The sequence below is a fragment of the Paraburkholderia sp. J11-2 genome, from assembly GCF_905220185.1.
Lineage (GTDB): Bacteria > Pseudomonadota > Gammaproteobacteria > Burkholderiales > Burkholderiaceae > Paraburkholderia.
Map to the genome: position 1 here is coordinate 150,993 of NZ_CAJMYY010000023.1, position 6,964 is coordinate 157,956.

Below are 6,964 nucleotides of genomic sequence, written 5' to 3' on the forward strand. Positions count from 1 at the left end.
GATGCCGCCATCGCCTGACAACTCCGGGCAACCCTACAGGTAACCGCTAACCATGACCCAGTTCTTCAGCGAAGCCGCCTCCGCCGAGGCCGTCAATGCGCGTATTGGCGAAAACGCCGACGAGCGTCTGCGCGAGGTGATGAGCGCGCTCGTGCGTCACCTGCATGCGTTCGCGAAAGAAGTGCAACTCACGCAGCCGGAATGGGAAACCGCCATCGACTTCCTGACCACGGCCGGCCAGCTTTGCAGCGCCGAGCGCCAGGAGTTCATCCTGCTCTCGGACACGCTAGGGTTTTCCATGCTCGTCGATGCCATCAACAATCGTCGCCCTACCGCCGCCACCGAAAACACGGTGTTCGGCCCATTCCACGTGGCCGGCGCGCCCGAGCGCGAGATGGGCGCGTGCATCACCGCCGACGGCAAAGGCGAGCCCTGCGTGTTCGAGGGCCGCGTGCTCGATCTCGAAGGCCGCCCGGTGGAGGGCGCGCGCATCGACGTGTGGTCCGACAACGCCGACGGCTACTACGACGTGCAGCAGCCCGGCGTACAGCCCAAATGGAACAACCGCGGCATCTTCACGACCGGCGCGAACGGCGCGTACCGCTTCGTCGGCATCAAGCCGGTCTCGTACCCGATCCCGCACGACGGCCCGGTGGGCAAGATGCTAGCAAGCCTCGGCCGGCACCCGTACCGGCCCGCGCACTTGCATTTCCTCATCACCGCGCCGGGCTTCCAGAAGGTGGTCACGCATACCTTCGTGAGCGACGATCCATACCTGCAGTCGGACGCCGTTTTCGGCGTGAAGGCGTCGCTCGTCGCGCCGTATGAGCGCGTGGCGGACAGCGTCACGCCCTGGCGCTCAACGTTCGATTTCGTGCTGATGCCGCTCGCGCCGCACGCCTGATTCAGCAATGCCGCGAACTGGACGCAATATCGCGCCCTGCTCGCCGCATTGTCCGCCGCGCCCAGGTCATAGACTGATCCTGCAGTCGAACGAACAACCGGGAACACCTTGGGGGCGGCGATGCGGGTCACGAACTGGATTCTGGTGCTGGAATGCGCGTATATGGAGTTTTCCAGCTGGCGCGGCAAGAACGTGTATCGCCGCACGGTGGCGTACGACAGCGTGGTTTGGTGCTAGCGCTAAACCATAAGCCATCGACGCAACGGCAATCCTCCACTACAGTCGAAGATTTTGAAGGCGCGCTAGAGACGCCCGCCTCCCGTCATCGTTGCTGGAATCGAGGATCCGACCATGCTGTTCCCCGCCGTTGCCACCGTCGCCCTGCTGATCGTGGTGTATGTCCACGCGAACATTCCGCGCTTCACCGAGCGAGGGCCGAAGCGCATCGTCGCCCACGCCACGCTGTTGCTGGGGGGCCTGTGCTTCGGCGTGATCGGCGGCATGATGGCCGGAACGTTCGCGCCGCCGTGGGCGGTGATCGCTTGCGGCATGGGCGTCGTGCATCTGCCGGCCCTGTGCATGGTCGTGCTCAAGCGCTTCAAGCACTCCGGGCGCAGCTAATACGGCGTTCGCCAGCCGCGCCCACCGTCCTCAAACGCGATTCAACGCCGGCCGCCCGTCGAGCACCGCGGCCACGTTATCGAGCGCGGTAAAGCCCATCTGGTCGCGCGTTTGCACCGTGGCGCTCGCCATGTGCGGCGTGAGAAAAACGTTGTCGAGGCTGGCAAAGCGCTGGTCGACATTGGGCTCGTTGCGGTACACATCGAGGCCCGCGCCGAACAGGTGTCCCGAGGTCAGGGCGTCGTAAAGCGCATCTTCATCCACGAGGCCGCCGCGCGCCGCGTTGACGAATACCGCGCCCTTCGGCAAGCGCCCAAATTCCCTTTTCGTCATCAGGGGCGCGCCGCCGCCCGGCACGTGCAGCGTGAGCACTTCGCAATGCGGCAGCATCGCCTCGAAGCTCGCGTAATAAGTCGCGCCGTTTTCCACGGAAGGTGCAGCACGACTGATATCGGTGTAGATCACGCGCATGCCGAAGCCGAGCGCGCGCTTCGCCACCGCCCGGCCAATACGGCCAAAACCCACAATGCCCAGCGTCTTGCCATTCACGCGCGTGCCCAGCATGTCGGTCATGCCGAACGACTTGCCCCAGCCGCTGCGCATGATCCGTTCGTACTCCGATGCACGCCGGCATGCTGCCAGGACAAGCAGCATGGAAAAGTCGGCGGTGCATTCGGTCAAGGCGTCGGGCGCGTTCGTCACCACTATGCCGCGATCGCGGGCAGCGGCCACATCGAGGTGATCGACGCCCGCACTCGCGTTGGCGATGATTTTCACGCAAGCAGGCAGCGCGGCAATGTGTTCGGCCTGCAAGCCCGACTTCTTGCCGATCAGCACCGCCGGCACCTCGTGCTGCTTGCAGAAGTCGACCACGGACCACGCGTCCATATCGGCGTCGGTCACGAAGGCATGGAATTCGGCCACAGCGCGTTGCGCCACAGCGGCGGGCACTTTTCGCGCGATCAGGAGCCTCACGCGTTGATTTTCCGGCATGGTGTTTTCCCCTTTGGGTATGAACAGACGTCGAGAGACTACGAAAGCGTGTGCCGGCCGGTCAATGTTGATTCGGCGAATCAAGTTCTGGCGGGCGCTGTGGCCCTGTATTCGCTTCAGCGCGTGTGTACGCGGCGCTTTACGCGATCCGCGCATCAGGAAAACCCTGATCCGGCGCCCAGATATCAAGGCCCCAGATGTTGATTCAACGAATCAAGATTGCTGCGCGCCTCACGCGAATGCAATTCTTTTCCCGTGTTCAATGGAATCGGGAAGAGGACGCGAAATGTCTGCATCGAAAAAGTTCGCCGCCGTGACGGGCGCTGGCTCCGGCATCGGCCGCGCCACCGCCGTGGCGCTCGCCAACGCCGGGTTCGCCGTTGCGCTAATCGGCCGCCGCGTCGAACCGCTGCTGGAGACGAAGGAACGGATCGGCAACGGAGGGGCAGACGCCCACGTGTTTTCCGCAGATGTGACCCAGGCGGAATCGGTCGAGCACGCGTTCGCGCAAATCGCGCAGACCTTCGGCCGTCTCGACGTGCTGTTCAACAATGCAGGCCGCAACGCGGGCGCCGTACCGCTGGAAGACTACCAAACCGACTTCTGGAACGATGTGGTCGCAACCAATCTCACCGGCGTATTTCTGTGCGCGCGCGCCGCGTACCGGCTCATGAAAGCGCAGTCGCCGCAAGGTGGGCGCATCATCAACAACGGCTCGATCTCCGCGCATTCGCCGCGCCCGCACACCATCGCCTACTCGGCCACGAAGCACGCCGTAACGGGCATCACCAAATCGATCGCGCTGGACGGCCGCGCGTACAACATCGCCTGCAGCCAGATCGACATCGGCAACGCAGCCACGTCGCTCACCGAGCGCATGAACAAAGGCGTGCTGCAGGCCGACGGACGACTCGCGCCCGAAGCGCGCATGGACGTCGCGCACGTCGCAAATGCGGTCGTGCACATGGCGAGCCTGCCGCTCGAAGCCAACGTGCTCAACATGACGATCATGGCGAGCGCCATGCCGTTTGTCGGCCGGGGATAGCGCAGCGCCTCGCCCGATTTGAACGCCCAACATAAAAAAGCAGGCGTCAGAACTGATATTGGAGACACCGATGAAAGTCGCAGAGGAACAGGTTTTACCCGCGCAAGCTCCGGCCTACGCGGATAGTGCAAAACGCTCGCGCGTTCGGTATTTCGTGCTCTCGATGCTGCTCGTGGCCACCGTGCTCAACTTCGTCGACCGCTCGGCATTGGGCATCGTGGCACCCGGCCTTTCGAAAGATCTCGCGCTCAACAAGATGCAGATGGGCGAACTGTTCGCGGCGTTCGGCCTCGCCTACTCGATCGCGCTCCTGCCAGGCGGCATTCTCACCGACGTGCTCGGCTCGCGCGTGGCCTATGCGCTCTCGCTCGTGGGCTGGTCGATCGCCACGCTCACGCAGGGTTTTGCGAGCGGCTATCACATGCTGCTCGGCTCGCGCCTCACCATGGGCGCGCTCGAAGCCCCGGCGTTCCCCTCGAACACGCGCGCCGTCACGTTGTGGTTTCCCGTGCAGGAACGCGGCTTCGCCACGAGCGTGTACGTGATGGGTCAATACGTGGGCACACCGCTCTTCACGGGCCTGCTGCTGTGGATTTCTGCGGCCTATGGCTGGCGCACGGTGTTCTTCGTGACGGGCGGCTTCGGCATTCTCTTCAGCATGGTCTGGTATCGCATGTATCGCGATCCGCACAAGCACGGCTCGGTCAATGCCGCGGAGCTTCAATACATCAACGAGGGTGCGGCGCCCGCCGCGCGCAAACCGCGCGAGAAGTTCGACTGGCGCATGGCGCTCAAGCTGCTCAGCTACCGCCAGATTCTCGCCATTTGCCTCGGCAAGTTCTGCAACAACACGCTGCTTGTTTTCTTCACGACGTGGTTCATGACGTACCTGATCGAAGCGCGTCATATGTCGATGATCAAGGTGGGCATTTTTCAGGCCATGCCGTTCATTGGCGCGACGATTGGCATTCTCTCGGCGGGCTTCCTCTCGGACTTCTTTATCCGGCGCGGCGTGTCGATCTCGGCTGCGCGCAAGGCGCCGCTCATCATCGGCACGATGCTGGGCGCTTCGATCGTGCTCGTGAATTTTGTCGAGTCGAACGAGATCGTGATCGCCATTCTCACGGTGGCCTTCTTCGCGCAGGGCATTGGCTCCATGTCGTGGGCCGCCGTTTCCGAAATCGCGCCGCGTCAATACGTGGGCCTCACGAGCAGTATCACGAGTCTTGCCGCGAACATTGCGGGTGTCACCACGCCGCTCATGATCGGCTACATCACGCAACACACCGGGCACTTCTACTGGGCGCTCAACCTCATGGGCGCGATCTGCCTGCTTGGCACACTCTCGTATTCGCTGCTGCTCGGCAAGCTCTCGCGCATCGAACTCTGACACTCGCACACACACGGGGCGAAAAACGCATGATCGAATTCAAGTGGGACCATCTCCAGCTCTGCTCGGCCAATGCGGAGGCCACCGCCGCGTGGTTCGAACGTTGCCTGAATGCCGAAATCGTACGCAGGCCGGGCCGCGTGGATCTGCGCATCGGCGAGATCAATCTGTTCATCACGCAATTGACAGGCGAGCGCGCTGCGCAACGAACGCGTGAGGCACGCTCGCAAGGCATCGATCATTTCGGCGTGTTGGTGGACGATCTCGATGCGGCCTTCGCGCATCTCACGCGACATGAAGCGGAAATCGTCGAACCCGTGAAGCCCATTCGCCCGGGCGTGCGCGCCTGCTTCGTGCGCGCGCCGGGCGAGATTCTCATCGAAGTGCTCGAGCGGCGGCCCGCAGAGATGACTTTTCGCTGAAAAACCGTCAATATTGCCGCTGAATAGCCGCACTGCCCCGTCTGCCCTGCCATGCCAAACTGGATCACCCTGACTGAAGCCGCCCGTCAACTCGGCGTACAGGCGCAGACCGTCTATGCCTACGCAAGCCGCGGCAATATCGCGGTCATGCCCGATCCGCACGACCCGCGCAAGAGCCTCTACCGCGCCGAAGACGTCGCCAGCCTGTGCCGCAAGAAGCAGGTGGGCCGCAAGCGCGAGGCGCTCGCCGCGGGCACGATCTTCGGCGCGGAGCCGTGCATCTACAGCAGCATCACCACGTTCTCGAAGGGCCGCCCGTATTACCGGGGCCGCGACAGCATCGCCATGGCGCAAACGGCCAAGCTCGAAGACGTGGCCACCCTCCTCTGGAACGCGCGCGCGGACGTGACATTCGAAGCCGCCGACATGCGCCTGCACGGCGAGGAGCGCGGCCGCGAATGCGCGTTCACATCGCTTGCGGCCATCGCGGCGCGCGGCCACTCCACGCTTGGGCGTACCGACACGGCCCTGCACGCGGAAGCCGGCCGGCTCGTGGCGGTCATTGCTCATGCGTTCGGCGCACGCTGCGAGGCATCGGCAAACGCCGCCCCGCCGCCAGTTCACGAGCGCCTCGCGCTAGGCTGGGGCCAAGGCAGTGAGGGCGCGGAGTTGATCCGCCGCGCCATGGTGCTCGTGGCCGACCACGAGATCACCAGTTCGGCGTTCGCCGCACGCATTACGGCGTCCACCGGCGCGTCGCTGCCGGGCTGCCTGCTCACGGGACTCGCCACGCTCTCCGGTCCGCTGCACGGCGACGCATCGGGCCGCGTGCGCGCGGTGTTCGACGACGTGGGGCGGCTCGGCGCGGAGCATGTCGTTGCCCATCATTTACAGTCGGCCATTCCCATTCCGGGGTTTGGACACCATCTCTATCCCGACGGCGACCCGCGCGCGGACGCCTTGCTGGAAGTGCTGGACGCACCCGCGGAGATCGCCTCCTTCATCGAGAAGGTCGTGGCGCTAACAGGCCTCAAGCCGAATATCGACGTGGCGCTCGCCACGCTCGCTGCGCAACTCAAGCTGCCGCGCGACGCCTCGTTCGCGCTCTTCGCGACCGCGCGCAGCGTGGGGCTGCTCGCGCATTGCATCGAGCAGCTCAGGGTGGGCAAGGTCATCCGTCCGCGCGGACGCTACACCGGGCCCGCGCTCGAAGATGCCAACGCCGCAGCGAGCGCAGACGAGAACGCCAAAACGCCCGACGCAGCGACGCTCGAAAAGAACCGCCTCTTCAAGTCCGTGGCGCGCTGAGGAACGCGCAAGGCGACTGACCTTCCTTCACGCACTCGTCTCTTTACGCTTCTGATATTCAGCCATCCAAAGCAATATTACGCCTAAGCGTACCCGATAAATCGCTGCCTGGCGTTGGACGAAAGTGCGTTTCGCTTGCACAATTTTTTGTGTGCACGACGCAGGCGAAATAATGCCTGACGCTGGCTCGCAACGCGTCGCGAGCTGCTGTATGCTCTGCGCGCATCTTCGACCAGAAAGAATTAACGCGCCCATGGCCCAGACATTCCCGCAGTCATCTC

The 6,964-nt window shown here is 63.8% G+C and carries 8 protein-coding genes; 6 read left to right on the top strand and 2 right to left on the bottom strand.

Going from position 1 to position 6,964, the window contains the following annotated elements; all coding sequences use genetic code 11:
• Positions 1-52: 52 nt before the first annotated feature.
• Entirely contained in the window at positions 53-904 is an 852-nt protein-coding gene (locus U5A57_RS28980) for an intradiol ring-cleavage dioxygenase (RefSeq protein WP_321915078.1), read from the top strand.
• A 351-nt stretch (positions 905-1,255) separates the two neighbouring features.
• Positions 1,256-1,525: a hypothetical protein gene (locus U5A57_RS28985; protein WP_321915079.1), complete on the top strand. Its 270-nt coding sequence runs from the start codon at positions 1,256-1,258 to the stop codon at positions 1,523-1,525.
• A gap of 30 nt (positions 1,526-1,555) precedes the next feature.
• Here U5A57_RS28985 and U5A57_RS28990 read toward each other — a convergent pair whose 3' ends face one another.
• Positions 1,556-2,518 (bottom strand): D-glycerate dehydrogenase, encoded by a 963-nt coding sequence (locus U5A57_RS28990; RefSeq protein ID WP_321915080.1) that lies wholly within the window; start codon positions 2,516-2,518, stop codon positions 1,556-1,558.
• Between the two features lie 286 nt (positions 2,519-2,804).
• Here U5A57_RS28990 and U5A57_RS28995 point away from each other — a divergent pair, with 286 nt between their 5' ends.
• The 4 genes from U5A57_RS28995 to U5A57_RS29010 all read left to right on the top strand — a co-directional run bounded on the left by U5A57_RS28995 (position 2,805) and on the right by U5A57_RS29010 (position 6,683).
• Entirely contained in the window at positions 2,805-3,563 is a 759-nt protein-coding gene (locus tag U5A57_RS28995) for an SDR family oxidoreductase (protein WP_321915081.1), read from the top strand.
• 70 nt (positions 3,564-3,633) lie between these two features.
• A complete protein-coding gene (locus U5A57_RS29000) occupies positions 3,634-4,953 on the top strand; it encodes an MFS transporter (RefSeq protein WP_321915082.1) in 1,320 nt (439 codons plus the stop codon).
• Between the two features lie 29 nt (positions 4,954-4,982).
• Complete coding sequence (locus U5A57_RS29005) at positions 4,983-5,375, top strand: VOC family protein (protein ID WP_321915084.1); 393 nt, start codon at positions 4,983-4,985, stop codon at positions 5,373-5,375.
• Positions 5,376-5,426: 51 nt separating this feature from the next.
• Entirely contained in the window at positions 5,427-6,683 is a 1,257-nt protein-coding gene (locus tag U5A57_RS29010; protein ID WP_321915085.1) for a citrate synthase, read from the top strand.
• Positions 6,684-6,710: 27 nt separating this feature from the next.
• Here the strand turns inward: U5A57_RS29010 and U5A57_RS29015 are convergent.
• Positions 6,711-6,964, bottom strand: a 254-nt coding sequence (locus tag U5A57_RS29015; RefSeq protein ID WP_321915086.1) for a hypothetical protein, incomplete at its 5' end; no start/stop codon positions are given.